The sequence below is a fragment of the Paenibacillus shunpengii genome, assembly GCF_042684905.1.
Classification (GTDB): domain Bacteria; phylum Bacillota; class Bacilli; order Paenibacillales; family Paenibacillaceae; genus Paenibacillus; species Paenibacillus shunpengii.
On sequence record NZ_JBHUMJ010000002.1, the window covers coordinates 1,687,884 to 1,705,545 of the forward strand.

Here is a 17,662-nt window from a genome sequence, read left to right on the forward strand (position 1 = left end):
ACTTGCAAGTGAATCACGGTGCTTAGCATTCGTAACCGTCAAAAGGGGGTGTAAGTATTGGGAAGGAAATAGGATCAGAGGTGCAGGTGTCAGAGAGAAAGAAATGGAAGCAGAGAAGCACTCTGCGATCATGGACTAGAAATTGGGAGCTCTACTTATTGTTTCTGCCCGTGCTCGCTTACTTTATTATCTTTCACTATATTCCGATGTATGGAGTGCAAATCGCCTTCAAGGATTTCATCGCGAACAAAGGCATCATGGGCAGTCCTTGGGTCGGATTCGAGCATTTCGAGAGATTCTTTGACAGCTTCTATTTTTGGAGAATTATTAAGAACACGCTGGGGATCGGTATCTATGAGCTGGTCGTAGGTTTCCCGATTCCGATTATCCTAGCGCTCATGATCCATGAGCTGAGAACAGGCAAGTTTAGAAAATTCGTGCAGACCGTCACGTACATGCCGCATTTTCTATCCACGATTGTCATGGTGGGCATGATCATGATGTTCTTGTCACCCGCGTCTGGACTCATTAATGTAGTCATTTTGTTATTTGGCGGGGAGCCGATCAGCTTCATGACAGAACCGGGCTGGTTCAAGAGCATCTATGTATGGTCAGGTGTATGGCAGACGATGGGCTGGAGCTCCATTATCTATATTGCTGCGCTTGCCGGAATTGATCCGCAGCTTCATGAAGCAGCCAGAGTGGATGGAGCATCCAGACTCCGCCGAATATGGCATATCAATTTACCGGGCATCGCACCCACGATTATCGTACTGCTCATCCTGAACATGGGCTCCATTCTTGGAGTAGGATTCGAGAAGGTATTCCTGATGCAAAACGACTTAAATATGGAGAGCTCTGATGTAATCTCTACGAATGTTTATCGCAGCGGCATACTCGGTGCACAGTACAGCTTCTCAGCTGCCGTTGGATTATTCAACTCAGTCGTCAATTTCCTTATGCTGCTCACCGTTAACCGGATTGCACGTAAAGTCAGTTCAAGCAGTCTATGGTAGAAAGGAGGCCTGTAAGCATGGCAGAAAGCCGGGGAGATCGTTACGTCATGACTGCAATATACATTCTGCTCGGACTTGTCTCTCTCATCGTCTTATATCCGATATATTTTGTACTGATAGCCTCTATTAGCAGTCCGGAGGAGGTTATGCTGGGCAAGGTATGGCTGTGGCCGAAGAGTCTATCTCTTGTTGGTTATGAACGGATCTTTGAAAATAACGAATTGATGAAGGGTTACCTCAATACGATTCTGTACACGGTCATCGGTACCGCTCTGAACGTTGTCATGACGATTGCTGCAGCATACCCGCTGTCTCGTCAGGATTTCAAGGGGAGAAACGCATTCACGGTACTGATCGTATTTACGATGTTCTTCAGTGGAGGCATGATCCCGACTTACCTGTTGATTAAGGATCTCGGACTTCTCGATTCGTTCTGGGTGATGATTCTGCCCACAGCGGTATCCGTGTGGAACATTCTCATAATGAGAACCTTCTTTCAAAGCTCTATTCCAAAAGAGCTGCAGGAGGCCGCATTTCTGGATGGATGCTCCAATCTGAAGCTGCTTGTACGGATTATCCTTCCTCTGTCCGGGCCGGTGCTGGCGGTTATGGTATTATTTTATGCCGTCGGTCATTGGAACAGCTATTTTAACGCACTTATCTATCTATCCGACAGGGACAAGTATCCACTGCAGCTGTTCTTAAGAGAAATTCTAATTCAGGATCAAATGCAAAATATGGTGGACTTAGGCAGTGATACATATTCCAAAAGCCTGATGGAGGTTGAGGCCATCAAATACGCAGCAGTCATGGTGACAAATCTGCCGATGCTGATCCTGTATCCGTTTCTGCAAAAATATTTCATTAAAGGTGTCATGATCGGCGCTATTAAAGGATAGCTGAGGTTCATTAACTGAGGTTCTATACTAAAATCGAGGAGTGAAGTAGCGTATGTGGAAAAAATGGGGGAGTCTTTCATTATCACTAGTTATTGCGGCAAGCTTAATGGCGGGATGCGGCTCAAGTGAAGGCAGCGGAGAAGCAGAAGGAGAACAGGCACCAGAAGTGACGTCTAATCTAAATGAGACGGGGATGCCCATCGTCAACGAGCAGATTACGCTTGATTTTTTCACCGGGAAGTGGGCCGGAAACAGCAGCAATTATGATGAAGTGCTCGTGTGGGATAAGTATCAGGAAATGTCCAATATCGATGTGAATTTCAATCTGGTTCCTTTTGAAACATTGACAGAGAAGCGCAATCTGGCACTTGCCGGTGGAGATTATCCCGACGTCTTCTACTCCGCAAGAGTCAGCTCTGCTGAATTGACCCGTTATGGTCCGCAAGGGGTATTTATCCCGCTGAATGATCTAATCGATCAGTACGCTCCCAACTTCAAGAAGCTGATGGACGAGAATCCAGGTATTCGTAAAGGACTGACGATGCCGGACGGGAATATTTACTCGCTGCCTTCCTTCTATGATCCCAACTTCTTATCCATGCTGATTGGAACGCCTCTATGGATTAATGAAGACTGGCTTAAGCAGCTGGGTATGGATGAGCCGGATACTATTGATGAACTTTATAATTATCTAAAGGCGGTCAAGGAGACCGATCTGAACGGAAATGGCAAAAATGATGAGATTCCATATGGAGGAACCGGAATTACAGCTATGATTGATCAGGTCAAAGGCGCATGGGGTCTTGGCACGAAAGGTCTGGGTCATAAGTTTGTCGATGTGGATCCGGACACGAATGAGCTTCGCTTTACGAAGACACTTCCAGAGTACAAGGAATTGCTGCAGTTTATGAACAAGCTGTACACAGAAGGATTAATTGACAAAGAAATATTCACCATTGAGAGCAGCGCACTGAACGCCAAGGGGCAGGCCGACCTGCTGGGATCGACCATCGTACCGAATCCGGATACCGTAATGGGCAAGGACAATTATATTGGTCTGGGTGCATTGGAAGGTCCGCATGGCGACAAGCTGTATTCCCATGTTAAGGTTCCGATGGTGCACGTAGGAGCCTTTGCGATTACAGATAAGAATGAGCATCCGGAGGCAACCATCCGCTGGATGGATCACTTCTTCGGGAAGGAAGGTGCAACGTTCTTCTTCATGGGGGAAGAGGGTACCACGTATAACAAAAATGCAGACGGAGAGCTTGAATACATTGAAGATATTAGGAATAATCCGAATGGGCTAACGATGGACCAGGCGTTAACTCAATATTTTACTTGGACGGGTGGAAGCTACCCTGGTTATGTGAAAAGCGAGTATTTTAAAGGATCAGAAACGTTGCCAAATTCGATGGAAGCTGCAGAGAAGGCCGAGCCGCACGCCGTGGAAGACATCTGGTATAACTTCAACTTTACGAATGAAGAGACAGATTTCATGTCCTCTGTCGGTAAAGACATCCATGATTATATTGATGAAATGGAAGCGAAGTTCGTAAATGGCAGTGCTTCTTTTGATGAGTGGGATACGTATGTGGAGACTATTAATAAAATGGGACTTGAAGAGTATATGAAGATCTACCAGGCTGCTTATGAGCGTTATAATGCAAGCTAAGCAACAAGTAAAAATAGCCGTTATGGGATACAATGCGGATTCTGTAAATTATGCCAAGTACTATGCAGAACATCCTGCGATTCAGCTGGCAGGTATATGTGATCAGCGCGATGACGAGGCCAAGGAGTGGGCAGAGCATATTCAAACCACTGTATACCGCAGCCTGCCGGAGCTGCTGGCAGAGCAGAAGCCGGATATCCTTCATCTCGCACTTCCGATCAAGGAGCATCTGCCAGATCTGTACATCGCTGCTGAAGCGGGTGCTCATGTGGTTTGTGAGAAGCCCTTCGGCTTGTCAGCTACGGATCTGAAACAGCTGGCTGCCATATGCAGACAGCACAGCGTACAGATTATTCCTTCTCACCAGGCCTTGTTCAGACCGGAATATTCGGATCTGGCAAGGCAAGTGAGAGCAGGTGTGATCGGCAGTCCAGGCGTAGTTCATGTTCGGCGTATGATGACTGGAGAGGAAGCTTACGGCAGTCGTTTGCCTTCCTCCTCTGCTCATCGTATCGAACCCATTATGACGCTGTTTATCGATGAAATTGAATTTATGAGTTATCTTCTGGGCGAAGTGGAGAGCGTATTCGCACAGCATATTCGCAAAGAAGGGACTGAGTATGCGCTGCTCACACTGAAATATGAATGCGGCACCATTGTGAATATGGAAGGTATATTAGGTTACCCGAGTCCGGCAACATCTGAATTCGAGATGGCAGGAAATCAAGGAATTGTTCGCTCCAGTCCGAAGATGAGCGCTTCGGTGGAGATCAGAAGAGGGGGTTCCGAATTCAGTTTAGTCAGCCCTGCATTTGAGGATGCGATCGATGGATTTATACGATCCGTGCTGAATATTGCAGCTCATAAGACTGAACCGGTAATATCGCTGGAGGCGTCTTGGAAGACGGCGGTTGTCATCCAGGCGGCAGCTTATTCGGCAAGTAACGGCCAGGCCGTGACCATGCGGTCATTTCGTTTAACCGATGGGTGGTGGCGGGATGCGTAAGCTTCGTATCGGTATGATCAGCTTCGCCCATTCCCATGCCTTCAGCTACTACAGACAGCTGCAGCTGATTGAAAATACGGAGGTAACTGTCATCTCAGATCCCTATTATGATCGGGTCAAGGCGATAGTTGAACGTGACCATGTTCAATTCTATCCAGATCATCTGGAGCTGCTCGAGCTGCCGGATATAGATGCGGTCATTATTTGTTCGGAAAATAGGCATCATGCCGCCCTAGTCACGGACAGTGCGAAGGCAGGCAAGCATATATTGTGCGAGAAGCCGCTTGGAACAGGACGCGTGGAAATGCGGCAAATGATTGATATTTGTCATGAACTGCAGGTGCAGCTCATGACGGCCTTTCCTTGTCGTTACCTTCCGTCGGTCATTCGGGTTAAGGAAACCGTAGCCCAAGGTGAGATTGGTGAAGTCATGGCCGTTAAAGGGTATAACCGAGGCGGCATGCCCGGCGGCTGGTTTGTCGATCCGGCACAATCTGGCGGCGGTGCACTGCTCGATCATACGGTACATGTTGCTGATTTGCTGAATTGGATGCTGGGAGTACAGCCCCGTGTTGTTCATGCTGAGAAAGGGACACTGTTTCACGATATTGCTGTCGAGGATTCCGGTATTGTTCATCTGGAATATGAAAATGGCGTGATTGGGGTTATCGATACAAGCTGGTCTCGAAATCCTGTGTTTCCTTATTGGGGAGATGTGAAGCTGGATGTGATCGGAACGGAAGGAATCATAAGAATGGATGCTTTTGCCCAAGTCAATGAAGTGTTCAGCATAGAGCAAGGCAGAGCACGGTACAGCTACTTTGGAGACAAAATGGATTATTATATGCTTCAGGATTTTGTGAATCGTATTCTTGATGGAAGGCCTGTAGCGATTACGGGAGAGGACGGGTATGCCGCAGCCGAGGTGGCATTGTCAGCCTATGATTACCTGGAGAGACGAACGTAATCTTATAAAATGAAAGCAAGGTGCGCCTCAACGCTGGGGGCGCACCTTGTTCTTTTTGAATTTAAAGAAGATGGAAACGAAGAGCAGACTAAGCAAACCGGAATCGATGACTCTGACCACATGAACACCAATGCTATGAATAGCCACCGGATCAGCGATAAACCAGATAATGAAGAATACAATAGACAATAGGGCAATACATAGCCAATACAGCCATTTTTGTGCAGACGGTGTACTGCGGTTAGCTAGACTATTGTATTTTCTGGCTCGATAGAGGAGGTAAATCAGAATTAACGAAAGTCCGGCCAGCGTCCCACCATGCTGCAGTATTTTGTAGATGGGAATTTCGTAACCGAGTACATGAAGGTCAACGCTGAGCAGCGGGATCCGATCGACAACAAATCCATGCTGGTGTGTAAAAGCATCCCACACGACGTGCGTTAACATGCCGAGTAAGGCAGAATAGCAGAAAATAATGATCTGGACGGGTATTCCGAAATTAGACGTACGCTGATAACGATCCTGCATAAACACAGGCAAATGATCAAATAGAGTATGGTGGATGAAAAAATGGTAGATCAGGTAGACCAACGCGACCAGCGGCAAATTAAAATAGAAGAAACCTGCGAAAGTATGTCCGGTCATGCCCGCAGGTTGTCCTCTTAGCAAATATTCATAATCCGGGGCCATGCTGCCCAATACGAGCGCAGTAAAATGAAGATACTTGCTCTTGCGTGAAAACGGCAGAACGGCAGCAGGATGGGCAAAAGTAAATGGCATCGTATGTAGAATCTCCTTTATAAATGAATCAAAATCGGTCTCCAGATGTATGTATTGTCTAGCCCAGGCACGGTAGATTTAGTATAAACCGTTGGCTATTAAATGGAGGGGGAACATGATGGAATCGATAAATATTGTCAGGATGACAGAGCTTAGGGAGCAGCAGCTGCAGCAGGCGGCAGACGTCTACGTGAATAGTTATTATAACGAATTAACCTCCATGTCGAAAGATAAAATGATGTTAAAAAGAATAATTAAAGAGTCTTTTGTTGTAGATCAATTCTATGCTGCGATTATTGAAGGCCAAGTCGTAGGCATTATGGCATATTCCACAAGCATTACTCGCTCGCAATATTTTGATAAAGAGTTCTTAAAAAGCATTCTAGGTAATGTTCAGGGGAGTGTTGTACATTATTTTCTGGCAAAACAATTTCACATACCAGCCCCAATTTATAGAGATGAGTGCTATCTAGAAGCGGTTGCCACAGACCCTATGTATCGGGGAAGAGGGATCGCGACATCCATGCTGCTCCATCTGATACATCATCTGCCGTATCGGGTCTTTAAGCTGGAAGTCGTTGATACGAATCATGCGGCACGATCCATTTATGAGAAGCATGGTTTTCACATCTATAAGGCCGTAAAGCAAAGATGGTTTCGCAATAGACTTGGCTTCAATGAGAAGCTCTATATGGTAAGGACTGTGGATGAGCCAACAATATAGCCTATAATCATTAAAATTTATAAATGAATACAAACCAAACGTTCACCCATTACAGAACAGGACATTGAATCGTAATTGAGCGGGAGGAAGGCAATGAATTCAGATCACGGGAATGAGGAAATATCTGGACATGACAAGCAATTAAATGAAGTAGTCAAACAAAAGAGACATCGCAATCGAAGGAAGCGTACTTATATCTTCTTAGGTTCCGCTGCAGCAGTGCTCTTAGCAGGATACTTGATAATGGGGTATATATTACCCGGCCCAATGGAGAAGCTTTATTCACCGAAGATACAGAAATATATAAAGGCTGTTGATTATGACCGGAACTTCATGCTTGCTGCACAAAATAACCTGTTGCAGGAACTGCATGTATCGGATACAAGCGGAGCTTATGAACTGGCTGTGGGGGGAGTTATTGCAGATGAGGAAAAAGCCGTGATCCTGTATTCGGTGAGTGGACCTGATCTTAAAGAACATCAAGATAGCACGGATGCTATTGAGTTAATAATCGAGGAAGATAAACCTCATTCGATTGGTTATGGACACAATTCTCCGAACAAAAACGAGACGATTACCTATCAAAGTATTCAGCTAAATATGGAATATGGTGAAGAATTACCCAAAGAGCTAAAGCTGGCGATGAATATAAACGAGGAGTCATTAGAGGTTACATTCCCGATAGATCACTCTCGGTTTGCAGGTATGCGAGAATATATTGATATGAATAAGTCTTTTGTTGTAGATAACCAAACCGTTCGAATTCACGATATCACCCTTACACCACTGCAAACGATGATTAGAATGGAGACGAATACGGAGAACACAAAGAATATGAACGGTTTTAGTGGGTTGAGGTTAGCCGATGATCAAGGGAACAGTTGGGGAGAAATTTCTAATGGAACGAATGGTTCTGGGGAAATAAGCTCAGGGACTTACATTGCGTATATGGACAGCATCTACTTCAATAAGCCAGATAGTCTATCCATAATCGTTGATGGCGCTTTTATATCTGACAAAGATCAAGAGTTTGTAATTAATACCGCTACTTCAGAAATGGTGAAGGCTCCTGATCAGCGGCTGGATATAGTAGAAATAGATCAAGATCAAGATCAAGGTTATGTATACCTTCAGCTTGAATTCACTGATTCAGCAGAATCTCATAATAAACCACCTTCTCGAGTATATAGGTTAATCAATGATCATAACCAATTTGCTGACGCTTCAGGCAAAAAGTATAAGATAACAGGTTCACCTCAATCCGGATTTAGAATTGGAGATGAGAGGACTACGCTGTTATATACGGTTACCATTCCTAATGAAGATTACAAGCAACCCTTAACGTTCGAGATTAACGAATATCCGAAAAAAATAAATCAGAAGATCGACATTCCTGTGTTCTAACAGCGTCAACCCATCAGATTAAGGTTCTTTAGACGAAAAAATTGAATTGTTCCGCAGCATAAGATACGTGTAACCGTGCGCTGATGCTGCGGATTTTTTATGCTTTTTTAAGAAACATACATAAAACCGAATGAATAACCTGGACGTCTAATTAACAAGCAGCTGCAATATCGGACAGGAGGAACAGCATGGACTTACATGAGCTTGCCGCCAAATCAAGAGACGGCGATGAAGAAGCATTTATAGAACGGCTTCATGTGGACAAGCATCGGATGTACAGTATTGCATACTCATATATGCGGAATGAAGCGGACGCGCTGGATGCTGTGCAGGAAACGGTGAGTAGAGTATGGGCGAAACGGAAGACGTTAAGACAGCCTGAATATTTTACGACCTGGGTCATTCGTATTCTGATTCGGGTTTGTATGGATGAACGGAAGAAAAGAAAGCGTGAGCTGCCTTCGGGAACTGAGGAGATGGATATCATTACTAAAGTTGCTGTCGCCGGTGATCCGGCACAAAAAATAGATATGGAGAATTTAGTCACTGCACTTCCGCCGAAATATCGGATGGTTATTGTGTTGAAATATTACCGAGATCTGACGATTACGGAGATTGCAGAGCTGCTGGACCGCCCGGATGGCACCATACGAACCTGGCTCAACAAAGCACTCAAAATGATGCGGGTCGAAACGCAGGATAAGGAGGAGATCGATCATGCACTTCATAACAGAAGAGTGGGAACAAGCCGTATTAAAGGATAAAGCGAAGGTAGATTCATATTTAAAGGATCTGCCATTGTCAGCTATGGATGAGAGTATCAATCTCGGCATGGTAAGTGGTAAGCACAGAATAAGGCGCCAGCATAAAAAACGCATAGGCATTATCTGTACAGCGGCAGCGGCCTCCTTGCTTATACTGTTCACGGCGAGCATTCGCATCTCACCTGTCTTTGCTGCGGTTGTCAGTGAGCTCCCGTTAATGAATAAATTCGTTGAGGTTGTGCGGTATAACAGTGTCTATTCAGAGGCGATCGAGAGTAATCTATATCAGGAGATGGACATTACAATGCAAGTTGGAGACACAACATTAACGGTTGGAGGAATCTTGGCTGATGAGGACAGTTTGACGTTACTCTATTCTCTTCAGGGTGCAGATGTAGAAAAGATGAACTCGAGAGGTTTCCATTGGCTAGGAATATCAAATTCCGAAGGAAAAGATATTGGTCATGCAGATTATCGCAATAAAAATGCTGTGAGAGATGATGTGCTATCTAATTTATATACTAGAGCGGATTTTGTACTCAACGAAGGTGAAGATATGCCTGCATCGGCCATTCTTAAAGGACTCTACATCAAGGATGAGGAAGAACAAATCATTGAAGTTCCACTGGAGATTGATCAGAGCCGGTTCGTGGAAATGAGAGAAATTGTCCCCATTCATCAAACCATCGAGATCGACGGGCAAAATCTAACGTTCGAAGAGCTTATAATCACACCGCTTCAAGCCAAAATGAAAGTAACCGCAGATCCGAATAACACAAAACTAATTAGTGATATCATGAAGCTGACACTGACGGATAACACGGGAAATAGACTAAGAACGAATAGTGCTTCTGGTGATTTGAATGAGGACGGCAGAACCTATTTTTTTGAGAGTCTCTATTATGATCGACCGAGTCAAATAAACTTGGAAGTTAGTGGTGTGTATTTGAACAATAAAAACGAAATCTTTCAATTTAATACGAATACAGTAGAAACGATAAGTACTCCAGATCCCCGAATTATTCTTGAACAAGTAGAGACGACAGATGAGGGTATGAGAATCTCAATTCTACTGAAGGAAATGTCAAAAAGTAAAGATATCAGCTCCCATCCAATGCTCCAAATAAGTGATCATGTTACTGACGCTGTTGGAGACTCATATCCATTGGAGCTTTCTCGAACAGAGTTAGTATCTGAACATGTTACTCAGACCTGGCGGTACAAATACCTCCTGCCTGCAGGAGATTACAAGCAGCCACTACGGCTTGAAATGCATAGATATCCAGGTTCAGTTGAAGAGAAGATCACGATTCCGATCAAATAACGGACTAATTCATCTTCTCCCCATAGCGTAACACCTTGGACGGTTGTTTCTTTCGTAGTCAGTTAAATTTAATGAATAGTGTTGTACAATTGGATGATAACTTTTCAAGCCGACCCATAAAAGCTATAATATAAAGGATTGTTTAGAATCTCTATGAAAGCGAGCGAATATTGATATGGGTCGTAAGTGGAATAATATTAAAGAAAAGAAAGCGTCCAAAGACGCAAGCACTAGCCGCGTATATGCGAAGTTCGGACGTGAGATTTATGTAGTAGCCCGTCAGGGGGAGCCTGATCCGGAATCGAACCGCGCTCTGAAAGTCGTACTAGAGCGTGCTAAGACATACAACGTACCCAAAGCCATCATTGACCGTGCACTGGAAAAAGCAAAAGGCGGTTCGGAAGAGAACTTTGACGAGCTTCGTTACGAAGGCTTTGGTCCTAATGGATCGATGGTCATTGTGGATGCACTTACGAACAACGTAAACCGTACAGCATCTGAAGTACGTTCAACCTTTACGAAGAATGGCGGCAATTTGGGAGTCAGCGGATCGGTAAGCTACATGTTCGACTCTACGGCGGTTATCGGGGTTGAAGGCAAATCTGCGGATGAAGTACTGGAGCTATTAATGGAAGCTGATCTGGATGTTCGGGATATTGTGGAAGAAGATGAGGCGGTTATCGTGTATGCGGAGCCGGATCAATTCCATGCCGTACAAGATGCATTTAAAAATGCAGGAGTAACGGAGTTTACTGTAGCTGAGCTTACGATGCTGCCACAAACCTTTGTATCCTTGGAAGGCGATGCACTTACACAATTCGAGAAGCTCATTGATGTACTTGAGGATCTTGAGGACGTGCAGCAAGTGTACCATAACGTGGAATTTGAAGAATAGGAACTTACAACTTTCTGATGAAAGTTGAAGTTTAAACTGTCAGCCTCTCATTTATCTCGGGATAAATGGGAGGCTTTTTTGATGAATAGAATATCTATAAAAATGTACATTGCGTGAAGCTGTGCTGAAACCTGAACAGCAGCAAGAGAGTAAGGAATTTTCTATGTTATAATTAAAGGGTTGTCTATTTAGACTTTCGTAAGAGGTTTGATAACTACGAAAAGGGGAGTGTTCATCTACAGTGAAGCTGGTATCTTGGAATGTAAACGGGCTGAGAGCCTGTGTAAATAAAGGGTTTATGGATTATTTTAAGCAGATGGATGCGGACATTTTTTGCCTGCAGGAGACCAAGCTGCAAGAGGGACAAATTCAAATGGAGTTAGGCGACTCCTACCAGGATTATTGGAGTTATGCAGAGAAAAAAGGTTACTCGGGAACCGCGGTGTTTACGAGAATCAAGCCGATTTCGGTTCAATATGGTATGAGTGAGGAGGATCCTGATCCAGAGGGGCGAATGATCACGCTGGAATTTGAACAATTTTATCTAGTTAATGTATACACACCTAATGCGAGAAGGGATTTATCGCGATTACCTCTTCGTCTGGAATGGGAGGAACGTTTTCGAGCCTATCTTAATGAGCTGGACCAGCATAAGCCTGTGATCGTATGTGGAGATATGAACGTAGCTCACCAGGAGATTGACCTTAAGAATGCCAAATCAAACCGTGGTAATTCAGGCTTTACATTAGAGGAACGCGAGAAAATGAGCATGCTGTTGGATTCGGGCTTTGTGGATTCGTTCCGCTATTTTTATCCCGATCGGACAGATGTGTTCACCTGGTGGTCTTATATGGCGAAGGTCAGAGAGCGGAATATCGGCTGGCGAATTGATTACTTCCTTGCTTCGACCCGGCTTGCACCGTACTTGAAGGATTCAGGAGCAGACTGTCATATCATGGGAAGTGATCATTGCCCTGTATTTTTGGAAATGGAGCTTGACGAATCTCTTCAAAATGCTTAACTGCTAACGGTTATAAATAATTACTAGGGATGAGCAAGGCAATTTACATAGAGTCATAGGTTAAATTAATTGCGGCCTATCCACTCTGGTTGCTTTGGCTCATCCTTTTATATTGAAATAGATTTGTATATTAATAGATTTTAGATTTGTAGACTTAGATGGTATTGTGTACGGCATAATTCTGAACATAGCTGTCGTGATCGAGCACCTCAATTGCCCCTGACCAATCGAGCACTTTTCCGACAAAACCTTGGATGTCCAGATCCTTCATCTCATACGTATCCGGTGTATTACCCGTACCTGAAGCATCCTTAATTAAAGTCACTTTATACCCGCGGTCATAAGCCGATATCGCTGAGAACATACAGCAGAACTCCGTCTCAAAGCCGACGATGAAGAGATGATTAACGCCTAACTTCTCCAGAGTCTCTGCAAGATTCGTGTTATAAAATGCACTCGGTGTCTGTTTCTCAACTACAGTTTCAGCATATTTAAGAATTGAATCATGTATATGTGAGCCCTCTGAATCTCGGTACAATGGACTTTCTTCCTGATCATCAATATGTCTAATAAAAATGACCGGATGTCCATCTTTTCTAAAATCTTGAATCACTTGTTCTATTAATGTGAGTTCTTTTGTGAAATCTTTTAGCTCGACAATGGCGTTCTGTACATCAACCACTAACAGTGCTTTCATCAGAATCACCTCCTGGAATTGTATACCAATTGGTAATTCTATAGGTATGATCGAAATCCTTTTGATAAAGGGAAACTATGAAAATATATTCTGACATATTCGTCGTATCTGGCGTTGCAAGACCATTCTGTTAGCGCTATCATTAGTTCAGAGCTTTATATCATTTCTAAAGGAGCCAATATACATATGACACGGATTGAAGATCAAGCTACAGTGCTATTTATCGGAGACAGTATTACGGATTGTGGCAGAAATTACGATAATGTGGGTGACCTTGGCAGAGGTTATGCCATGATGGTTGCAGCGGAACTTAATTTTCGTTATCCTGAGAAGCAAATTCAGTTTATGAATCGCGGCATCAATGGAAACCGAGTTACAGATCTTGAGCAAAGGTGGGAGCAGGATTGCCTGGCGCATAACCCAACCTGGGTGTCCATATATATTGGAATCAATGATACGTGGCGCTGGTACGATTCCAAGGCAGAGACTTCTGCAGATGAATTTTATCGTACATATCGTGAGCTGCTAGTGCGGACCAAAGAGCATACGAATGCCAATATCGTGATAATAGAACCGTTCGTACTGCCTGTTCCGGAAGATCGCAAGGGATGGAGAGTAGATCTTGATCCAAAAATTCATGCCATTCGAGAGCTGGCTCGTGAATTCGGAACATATTATGTGCCGCTGGATGGCCTGTTTGCTCAAGCGAGTACCAAGGCGGAGCCAGCCTATTGGGCAGGAGATGGCGTGCATCCAACTGATGCGGGTCATGCCCTCATTGCAAGAGCATGGCTGGATGCAGTAAAAGTTTAAGTTCACCGAACGGGGTGGGTAACCGGACAAGGTTTAGAAAGCCACAGGAGTGATATTACTGCGAATTAATAGATGAACTGTTTAAGCTGGTCTTTATAAGCCAGCTTTTTTGCGTTGCTTCCTGCGTATGAACGAAGTGATGAATAAACAAGTACAGACAGGATTTTAATAAGTTCTCCTAGTTTTACGAAGTTCAGAGATAAAAGAGTTATATGATAGAAATTATGGGCAAAAAAAGAATAAAGGAAGAACACAAAAATTAGATGAGAACACTTGTACGGAGATGTAAACACAGGTAAAATATAGATACAATTGAATCTTGGGTGGGCATGGTTTCCCTTCGAAAGGGGGTGAGACCATGGAGGTAAAAGATGCGATGACACTGATGTTATTATTCGGAACATTCATTATTGCACTTTTAACGTACATTAATAACAACAAGAGAAAGTAAAAACCCACCCAAAGGTTGACCGCCGAAGGTGGGTTTTTATTACCTGAGACTTAGAAGGGACCATCCAAGCCAATTGTACTGACCAAGTGTAGACGCACTTGGTCTTTATTTAAGAATATGATAACACATGAGAAAAGATGAATCAAAGTTAAAATAAATAATCGAAATGAGAAAGGACAGGTTAGTAAACAAACTCGAATAAGGTTAAATGAAACTCTTTAAGGAAGGGCGAAAATAGTGCTGAATAAAAACGTGATTTTAAAGCTTCTATCATCTAGCTGTTTAATGCTAACTCTAATTTATGTACTGTCATTATATGCTGATTTGTTTATTTTTACAGGGAATAACGACGTCAATGAGGGTAATTATCTATATTTATTGATAATAATTATACCCTATCCCCTAATTTTATCGATGGTAATAAACTTATTAATTAAAAGAAGTGACAAATCTAAGAAAAGAAAAGACATACTAATTCAAAAGATATTTCCATTAGCATGCTTAATTCTTGTAGTTGGACAATTTGCATTGTTTTCAAATATTAGTACTAGTATTGCAGTTGTGATTAGCATAAGTATTACAATAATATTGTTAATTCTGTCGGTATATTTATTGATGAAAGACTTAATGAAATAGTTTTTATAAGCTATGTCAATAACGAAATAGATTTGTATAACAAAGTATTAACGCGGATTCACATGCACACCTCGGTCACTGGTGATGTTTTTGGCAGAGGAATTGATTCACGGACAGCCCTGCAAGGCTAAGTATGCCGACTCAATCGTTACCCTCACTTAAGCCTTTTGCGTTCGTTAATGCAAGAACATTATCGGAAATCAATGCAAACTATATTTGTATTAGGATGAATGGAGACTCTATGAACAAGAAAATAAAGAGAAGATCAATTTTCTTTGTTGTAATCTTAGCGATTGTATTTTTCATTCTTTATAGGTATGGCTATTCACTAAACGAGAAACAAGCTTTAAGAATATCATACCCTTTCACAGACGGTGATGTAGTATATAACAAAAAATTCGAAAATAATAAAGCGGTTATATGGGAAACCGAGAATTTCAATTATGTGAAGCAAGTTGAAATTAAATTGGGGTTCTTATATCAAGTATCAAATGTAGCTGTGTTACAGTCCATGCAACCGTTGATCGGAACAGAAGGGGAACTGATGGGGACATGGTCGGCGAGACTAAACTCAAGAAATATGTACGATACTATTTTCGGAGTGGAATCAGATAATCCTGAAATTAAAAGAGTAATCATAAGTAATGATAATATTGATAACGTAATTTCGTATGATATGGATGAAATAAAAGAGAATTCAACAGTATTTATCGAATTAATTTTAGAAGATGGTTTTGCAGCATCATACAATGAACTAAATACAAAAGATGCTAGTGGATTTATATTTAGAGGAGTAAATGATAAGGGAGAGATATTAATATTAGGAAGATAAGAGCGTTAATTGAATAGCTCATGAAGGCGAGTGCATACAAGAAAGGAAATATGCTACGCGAACAACGAGTAACATTAAGGCCTGTTATTGAAGAAGATTGGGAACGGCGATATGAATGGCTGTCCAATCCTGCAGTTAATCGAACGTTACCATCTGGAAATGGTATGTCCTAACACCGGTGATTTATGAAAGCAAGTACGTTGTTTAGAGAAGCAGCAATAGTTGCGAGCAACCGAAGAGGATGTAGCTTAAGAGTTTGCGACGTCAGCGCACCCCCAAGAATTCTTCCCTCAGCTGCAAGTGAAATTTTTTGGATCTCGAACGACTTTTGCGAAGCAACCGGAGAGAGGGAGCCAAAAAATGTAACGTCGGCCCGACTCCCAAGAATTCTTCTCCCACAGCTGCAAAGTGGAATTATGAGAGCCCATCGACTTTTGCGAGCAACCAAAGGAAGGGGCTAAAAAGATTGCAACGACTTTTGCGAAGCAACCGGAGAGAGGGAGCCAAAAAATGTAACGCCAGCCCGACTCCCAAGAATTCTTCTCCCACAGCTGCAAAGTAAATCTACAGAGATTCCATCAAACAAATGCAAGCAACCGGAGACTCGGCGTCCAATAATGGAACGCCTATACCAGTACCTTCCTAAATTCGGCAGTAAGTAGAGGCACAACGTCGAACAGATCGCCGACGATGCCGTAATCGGCAACCTTAAAGATGGGAGCTTCAGGATCCTTATTGATCGCAATAATGACACGCGATTGGCTCATTCCCGCCAAATGCTGAATGGCACCGCTGATGCCGCAAGCAATATAGATTTCGGGTGTCACTACTTTCCCTGTTTGACCAATCTGCAGAGAATAATCACAATAGCCTGCATCACACGCACCGCGTGAAGCACCTACAGCTCCGCCGAGCAGATCTGCTAGCTCTTCAAGAGGCTTGAAGCCGTCTGCGCTCTTGACTCCCCGGCCACCAGAGATGACAATCTTGGCTTCGCTGAGATCAATCTTGCCTGTCGTCTTCTGAACGACCTCTTTAACGATTGTGCGTAGTGATGGAGAGGGGTAAGCAACATCTTCAATGGGGGAAGCACTGCCTTCAGCCGCAGAAGCAGCAGCAATATTGTTCGGCCGAATGGTAATGACCGCGGGTCCAGCCTCAAATACACGTTTTTCAAAGGCTTTGCCTGCATACAGCGGTCTTGTGAATACGGGATGACCTCCTTCTAGATCAATAGAAGTAATGTCCGAGATCTGTCCTGCCTGAAGGTGAGCTGCAACTAATGGTGCTAGATCTTTACCCAGAGCGGTATGTCCGAAGAGGACAAGGTCTGGTGCTGCCTGCTGTAAGACAGATTTTAATGCAGCTAAATAAGCTTCGGGATTATAGTGTTCAAGTGCTGAATGCTCGATGGTATATATCAAATCGACGCCATAGCGAACGAGTTCACTTACGGCGGACGTTATATCTGAACCTGCCACTACAACCTGGATCCGATCCTGAGCACCTGCGATTTGTTGTGCAGCACCTAACGTTTCGAGTGCTACCTGACGAAGCCTTCCATCTCGATTCTCGGCATATACAAGCAATGTTTTACTCATCACAAGAACCTCCTAAGGACATTTGAATTTGAATGCATGAACAGCCAATGGAAAAATAACGCATGTCGGACATTCCGTTTGCCATACACTTGGGGTAGATGAGATGCACATAATTGAAACCGCATACAAAATGATGGATTTGGCATGGCAAAGTCCA

The 17,662-nt window shown here is 43.4% G+C and carries 17 protein-coding genes; 14 read left to right on the top strand and 3 right to left on the bottom strand.

The window, feature by feature from the left end; genetic code table 11:
• The first annotated feature begins 86 nt into the window (after positions 1-86).
• From ACFSVM_RS07960 to ACFSVM_RS07980, 5 genes are read left to right on the top strand one after another with little or no spacing between them, the layout of a single operon-like run.
• Positions 87-1,016 (top strand): ABC transporter permease, encoded by a 930-nt coding sequence (locus ACFSVM_RS07960; protein ID WP_379261279.1) that lies wholly within the window; start codon positions 87-89, stop codon positions 1,014-1,016.
• Positions 1,017-1,033: 17 nt separating this feature from the next.
• Positions 1,034-1,915: a carbohydrate ABC transporter permease gene (locus tag ACFSVM_RS07965; protein ID WP_379261281.1), complete on the top strand. Its 882-nt coding sequence runs from the start codon at positions 1,034-1,036 to the stop codon at positions 1,913-1,915.
• Positions 1,916-1,967: 52 nt separating this feature from the next.
• The gene (locus ACFSVM_RS07970) at positions 1,968-3,590 is read left to right on the top strand and encodes an extracellular solute-binding protein (RefSeq protein WP_379261283.1); all 1,623 of its coding nucleotides are present in this window, start codon (positions 1,968-1,970) and stop codon (positions 3,588-3,590) included.
• Positions 3,580-4,596 (top strand): Gfo/Idh/MocA family protein, encoded by a 1,017-nt coding sequence (locus tag ACFSVM_RS07975; protein WP_379261285.1) that lies wholly within the window; start codon positions 3,580-3,582, stop codon positions 4,594-4,596. The genes ACFSVM_RS07970 and ACFSVM_RS07975 overlap by 11 nt, the downstream gene beginning before the upstream one ends.
• Positions 4,589-5,563 (top strand): Gfo/Idh/MocA family protein, encoded by a 975-nt coding sequence (locus tag ACFSVM_RS07980; protein ID WP_379261287.1) that lies wholly within the window; start codon positions 4,589-4,591, stop codon positions 5,561-5,563. Before ACFSVM_RS07975 ends, ACFSVM_RS07980 begins: the two co-directional genes overlap by 8 nt.
• A gap of 27 nt (positions 5,564-5,590) precedes the next feature.
• On the opposite strand, the gene ACFSVM_RS07985 is transcribed toward ACFSVM_RS07980, so the two are convergent.
• A complete protein-coding gene (locus ACFSVM_RS07985) occupies positions 5,591-6,343 on the bottom strand; it encodes a DUF4184 family protein (RefSeq protein WP_379261289.1) in 753 nt (250 codons plus the stop codon).
• 115 nt (positions 6,344-6,458) lie between these two features.
• On the opposite strand from ACFSVM_RS07985, the gene ACFSVM_RS07990 reads away from it, so the two are divergent.
• The 6 genes from ACFSVM_RS07990 to ACFSVM_RS08015 all read left to right on the top strand — a co-directional run bounded on the left by ACFSVM_RS07990 (position 6,459) and on the right by ACFSVM_RS08015 (position 12,475).
• Positions 6,459-7,067, top strand: a complete 609-nt coding sequence (locus ACFSVM_RS07990; protein WP_379261291.1) for a GNAT family N-acetyltransferase — start codon at positions 6,459-6,461, stop codon at positions 7,065-7,067.
• 93 nt (positions 7,068-7,160) lie between these two features.
• A complete protein-coding gene (locus ACFSVM_RS07995; RefSeq protein WP_379261293.1) occupies positions 7,161-8,471 on the top strand; it encodes a DUF4179 domain-containing protein in 1,311 nt (436 codons plus the stop codon).
• 188 nt (positions 8,472-8,659) lie between these two features.
• On the top strand, positions 8,660-9,235 hold the full coding sequence (locus ACFSVM_RS08000; RefSeq protein ID WP_379261295.1) for a sigma-70 family RNA polymerase sigma factor: 576 nt from the start codon (positions 8,660-8,662) through the stop codon (positions 9,233-9,235).
• Complete coding sequence (locus ACFSVM_RS08005; RefSeq protein WP_379261297.1) at positions 9,189-10,559, top strand: DUF4179 domain-containing protein; 1,371 nt, start codon at positions 9,189-9,191, stop codon at positions 10,557-10,559. Before ACFSVM_RS08000 ends, ACFSVM_RS08005 begins: the two co-directional genes overlap by 47 nt.
• A gap of 175 nt (positions 10,560-10,734) precedes the next feature.
• Entirely contained in the window at positions 10,735-11,454 is a 720-nt protein-coding gene (locus ACFSVM_RS08010) for a YebC/PmpR family DNA-binding transcriptional regulator (protein WP_047913983.1), read from the top strand.
• Positions 11,455-11,695: 241 nt separating this feature from the next.
• Positions 11,696-12,475, top strand: a complete 780-nt coding sequence (locus ACFSVM_RS08015; protein WP_379261299.1) for an exodeoxyribonuclease III — start codon at positions 11,696-11,698, stop codon at positions 12,473-12,475.
• Between the two features lie 154 nt (positions 12,476-12,629).
• On the opposite strand, the gene ACFSVM_RS08020 is transcribed toward ACFSVM_RS08015, so the two are convergent.
• A complete protein-coding gene (locus ACFSVM_RS08020) occupies positions 12,630-13,172 on the bottom strand; it encodes an isochorismatase family protein (RefSeq protein ID WP_379261301.1) in 543 nt (180 codons plus the stop codon).
• A gap of 186 nt (positions 13,173-13,358) precedes the next feature.
• Here ACFSVM_RS08020 and ACFSVM_RS08025 point away from each other — a divergent pair, with 186 nt between their 5' ends.
• From ACFSVM_RS08025 to ACFSVM_RS08035, 3 genes are all read left to right on the top strand, one after another.
• Positions 13,359-13,985 carry an SGNH/GDSL hydrolase family protein gene (locus ACFSVM_RS08025; RefSeq protein WP_379261303.1) on the top strand — a complete coding sequence of 209 codons (627 nt, stop codon included), beginning with the start codon at positions 13,359-13,361 and terminating at the stop codon, positions 13,983-13,985.
• A 358-nt stretch (positions 13,986-14,343) separates the two neighbouring features.
• Positions 14,344-14,436, top strand: coding sequence for a competence inhibitor ComI (gene comI / locus ACFSVM_RS08030; RefSeq protein WP_274359867.1), 93 nt, complete (start codon positions 14,344-14,346; stop codon positions 14,434-14,436).
• 877 nt (positions 14,437-15,313) lie between these two features.
• Positions 15,314-15,904, top strand: a complete 591-nt coding sequence (locus ACFSVM_RS08035) for a hypothetical protein (protein WP_076310893.1) — start codon at positions 15,314-15,316, stop codon at positions 15,902-15,904.
• A 626-nt stretch (positions 15,905-16,530) separates the two neighbouring features.
• On the opposite strand, the gene ACFSVM_RS08040 is transcribed toward ACFSVM_RS08035, so the two are convergent.
• Positions 16,531-17,505, bottom strand: a complete 975-nt coding sequence (locus ACFSVM_RS08040) for an electron transfer flavoprotein subunit alpha/FixB family protein (RefSeq protein WP_379261306.1) — start codon at positions 17,503-17,505, stop codon at positions 16,531-16,533.
• Between the last annotated feature and the right edge of the window lie 157 nt (positions 17,506-17,662).

Coding starts and splice junctions, on each gene's coding strand:
- ACFSVM_RS07965 (WP_379261281.1), top strand. CDS start 1,034: ATGGCAGAAAGCCGGGGAGATCGTTACGTCATGACTGCAATATACATT.
- ACFSVM_RS07970 (WP_379261283.1), top strand. CDS start 1,968: ATGTGGAAAAAATGGGGGAGTCTTTCATTATCACTAGTTATTGCGGCA.
- ACFSVM_RS07975 (WP_379261285.1), top strand. CDS start 3,580: ATGCAAGCTAAGCAACAAGTAAAAATAGCCGTTATGGGATACAATGCG.
- ACFSVM_RS07980 (WP_379261287.1), top strand. CDS start 4,589: ATGCGTAAGCTTCGTATCGGTATGATCAGCTTCGCCCATTCCCATGCC.
- ACFSVM_RS07985 (WP_379261289.1), bottom strand. CDS start 6,343: ATGCCATTTACTTTTGCCCATCCTGCTGCCGTTCTGCCGTTTTCACGC.
- ACFSVM_RS07990 (WP_379261291.1), top strand. CDS start 6,459: ATGATGGAATCGATAAATATTGTCAGGATGACAGAGCTTAGGGAGCAG.
- ACFSVM_RS07995 (WP_379261293.1), top strand. CDS start 7,161: ATGAATTCAGATCACGGGAATGAGGAAATATCTGGACATGACAAGCAA.
- ACFSVM_RS08000 (WP_379261295.1), top strand. CDS start 8,660: ATGGACTTACATGAGCTTGCCGCCAAATCAAGAGACGGCGATGAAGAA.
- ACFSVM_RS08005 (WP_379261297.1), top strand. CDS start 9,189: ATGCACTTCATAACAGAAGAGTGGGAACAAGCCGTATTAAAGGATAAA.
- ACFSVM_RS08010 (WP_047913983.1), top strand. CDS start 10,735: ATGGGTCGTAAGTGGAATAATATTAAAGAAAAGAAAGCGTCCAAAGAC.
- ACFSVM_RS08020 (WP_379261301.1), bottom strand. CDS start 13,172: ATGAAAGCACTGTTAGTGGTTGATGTACAGAACGCCATTGTCGAGCTA.
- ACFSVM_RS08025 (WP_379261303.1), top strand. CDS start 13,359: ATGACACGGATTGAAGATCAAGCTACAGTGCTATTTATCGGAGACAGT.
- comI (WP_274359867.1), top strand. CDS start 14,344: ATGGAGGTAAAAGATGCGATGACACTGATGTTATTATTCGGAACATTC.
- ACFSVM_RS08035 (WP_076310893.1), top strand. CDS start 15,314: ATGAACAAGAAAATAAAGAGAAGATCAATTTTCTTTGTTGTAATCTTA.
- ACFSVM_RS08040 (WP_379261306.1), bottom strand. CDS start 17,505: ATGAGTAAAACATTGCTTGTATATGCCGAGAATCGAGATGGAAGGCTT.